3 protein-coding genes are annotated in these 3,067 nt (G+C 48.5%); 2 read left to right on the forward strand and 1 reads right to left on the reverse strand.

The annotated features are described in order from the left end of the window. Positions 1-815 (reverse strand): NAD-dependent epimerase/dehydratase family protein (locus VIM87_RS00080; RefSeq protein ID WP_331994987.1); only part of this gene is annotated, 815 nt, incomplete at its 3' end. Positions 816-951: 136 nt separating this feature from the next. Between VIM87_RS00080 and VIM87_RS00085 the strand changes: the two genes are divergently transcribed. Together VIM87_RS00085 and VIM87_RS00090 are read left to right on the forward strand one after the other, a co-directional pair. Next, a complete protein-coding gene (locus tag VIM87_RS00085) occupies positions 952-1,575 on the forward strand; it encodes a TetR/AcrR family transcriptional regulator (RefSeq protein ID WP_331994988.1) in 624 nt (207 codons plus the stop codon). A 50-nt stretch (positions 1,576-1,625) separates the two neighbouring features. Continuing rightward, the gene (locus tag VIM87_RS00090; RefSeq protein WP_331994989.1) at positions 1,626-2,999 is read left to right on the forward strand and encodes a TolC family protein; all 1,374 of its coding nucleotides are present in this window, start codon (positions 1,626-1,628) and stop codon (positions 2,997-2,999) included. The last annotated feature ends 68 nt before the right edge of the window (positions 3,000-3,067 follow it).

Genomic DNA, 3,067 nt, shown 5'->3' on the forward strand with positions numbered 1-3,067 from the left:
TACAGCATTTCATGCAGCTCGCCAATAGTGGTATTAAAAACGCCGGCCATCTTCACCATAAAACTGCCCAATTTTGAATAAGCCGGTTTTACCTGCAGCTGCTCTGCTATCAGCGCGGCATACTGTTTACCCGTAAGGGCAGGATTATAAGTAGGCAGATGCCATACCTGGTTATCGCTGGCCAGTGTTTGCCCCAGCAGGTACATGCCTTTGCCGGCATCCGGCGTGTAGGTGTAACTGTGAGGCAGCTCGTCATTGCCCAGCCACATTCCTTTTTTACCTTTCAGCATATTATTGATGAGCAGGTTGTTGAGAATGCCTGTGGTATCGGCGCCAGGACCATAAAAATCCGCGGATCGTGCAATGCTGGCCTGCAGGTTGCCTGCTTTTACTTCGTTCATTAAGCGGTTGGCTATCTGCGCACGGATCTCGCCCTTTTTGCTGATGGGGTTATAGGGCGTATCCTCTGTCATAGGCCCGTTCACCAGGCCATACATATAAACATTATCAAAGAAAATGAGGCGGGCGTTGGCAGCTTTGCAGGCGTCTATGGCATTCTGCATTATCTTAGGCCAGGAGGCGGCCCACACCTTGCGGTCATACACCAGGCCGGCGCACAGGTATACTACGTTTGATCCGCTTACGGCGGCTTTGGTTTGTTCATAATTGGTAAGGTCTGCCGCAGCTATATCTGTTTTTGCGGAGAGGGCTTTGGGCTGACGGCTTACCAGCTTTACAGATTGTCCGTTCTTTAATAGCTCTTTCGTTAACTCTGTGGCAATGACGCCGCCGGCGCCGAGGATGGTGTGTGTCATAGTGGTTAGTTTCCTTTATTATTGATAGTTGAATGGCCTGACGGTTTAAAGACGAATGAAAGTAAATATTATTGCATGAAAATTTATTTGGTTTACTAAACACTGTTCAGTAAGTTTGCGTCGTAAACAAATTAACATGGGCATCGCAGACAGAAAGGAAAGGGAAAAGCTGGAAATGAAACGGCTGATCATGGAGGCATCTATGCGCATGTTCCTGGAAGTGGGTTATGAAAAAACCTCCATCCGCAACATTGCTGAAAAAATAGAGTATAGTCCTGCTACCATATACCTGTACTATAAAGATAAGGACGAGCTGCTGTACGATCTGCAGACGCAGGCCTTTGAGCAGCTGTTCGAGGCTTTTAAGGAAAAAGCCACCAGCAGAAGCCCCCTGAAAAGAATAGAACAAATAGCTAAAACATATGTGCAGTTCGGCCTGGAACAACCTGACCTGTACGACCTGATGTTCATTATCCGCTCTCCTATGAAGAAGCTGGAAAGGCCGGATGGCAGCGAAGCCTGGGATAACGGGGATAACTGTTTCAACTTTTTGCTGGAGGTGATACAGCAGGGTATTGACCAGAAGCTGCTGCGGTTTAAGGACAAATCTGTTGCGGCGCTGTCTATGTGGTCTATGGTTCACGGCCTGGTATCGCTGAATGTGCGCTGCCGCCTGAAAGTGATGAACATGGAAGAGGATGGGATTGCGGGCGCCATTGATGCTACTATTGATGAGTATTTAAAAATGATAAAAATCTAAGAGGGAATTGGCTTCCCTTTTTTTTGCCCATATACTAAACAGTGTTCATTATGTCAACGAAGATCAAAAGATTACTAACAGTCATATTAATAGTGCTGGTTAGTATGGCAGCATTACCTGCAAAAGCCCAGCCAGGGCCGCTGGAGCAGTATATACAGGATGCTTTTGCTCATAACCAGGCCTTACAGCAACGGAACTTTCAGCTGGAAAGATCGTTATACGCCCTGCAGGAAGCCAGGGGCATGTACCTGCCGCAGGTAAGCCTGCTGGGTACTTACACCAAAGCCAGCGGCGGCCGTACCATTGACATACCTACCGGCGACCTGATGAACCCTGTATATGCCACGCTGAACCAGCTCACCAATTCGCAGAAATTTCCCAACATCGAAAACACATCCGTGCAACTAAGTCCGGATAACTTTTACGACGCCAAGCTGCGCACCTCTCTCCCACTGATCAACTCAGAAATATGGTATGCCAATAAGATCCGGCAGGAGGATATTACCCGGCAGCAGGCTGCCGTGAATGTGTACAAACGCCAGCTGGTGAAAGACATTAAATCGGCCTACTATCAATACTTCCAGGCAGTACGCGCCGTGGATATTTACAACAATGCATTGCTGCTGGTGCAGGAGAACATCCGCGTAAATCAAAGCATGTTACGGAACGGTGTACGTAACAGCACCGCACTTACCCGCTCGCAAACAGAACAGGAGAAAACCCTGGCCGCCATTACTGCTGCACGCAACAACCAGCAGAATGCACGCGCTTATTTTAACTTTTTACTGAACCGGCCTTTAACAGACAGTGTGATGATAGACAGCGCAGCGCTGGCCGTAACAGAGCGTACATCTGTTAACGTAAGTACCGATATCAGCGGCCGGGAAGAGCTGCTGCAAATAGATAAAACCCGCAGCATGGCGCTGCTGCAGCAGAAAATGCAGCAAAATACTCTGGTGCCCAAGCTCAGCACCTTCCTGGACCTGGGCTCACAGGCTTATAACTTTAACTTCAACAGCGCATCACGCTATTATATCTGGGGACTTGACCTGCAGTGGAACATCTTTACCGGCGGCCAGCGGCGTAACCGCGCCAAACAATCGGCCATGGACGCCGCTACTGCAAAGGCCGCGTATGATGAAACGGCACAGTCGTTACAGCTGGAGCTGAACACTGCCTCCAATAACTACCGTACTGCACAAAGCAATTATAACAGCGCGCAGATCCAGCTGCAATTAGCTGAAAAATATTACCGTGATCAGCTGAAGGTATATAAAGAAGGACAGCTGCTGTATATAGAGCTGCTTGATGCGCAGCAGCAGCTCACCAATGCCCGGCTGGAATCTTTACAGGCGTATGCAGGCGTGCAGGTAGCGCAGGCGGAGATTGAGCGGGCGGAAGCCAGCTATCCGCTGACGAATTAATAATGAATAATTAAGAATTAATAATTGAGGAAGCAGCTATTACGCTGCAATAATAAGATCTCACATAT

It is taken from the genome of Chitinophaga sp. (assembly GCF_036569125.1).
GTDB lineage: Bacteria > Bacteroidota > Bacteroidia > Chitinophagales > Chitinophagaceae > Chitinophaga.

Coding starts and splice junctions, on each gene's coding strand:
- VIM87_RS00085 (WP_331994988.1), top strand. CDS start 952: ATGGGCATCGCAGACAGAAAGGAAAGGGAAAAGCTGGAAATGAAACGG.
- VIM87_RS00090 (WP_331994989.1), top strand. CDS start 1,626: ATGTCAACGAAGATCAAAAGATTACTAACAGTCATATTAATAGTGCTG.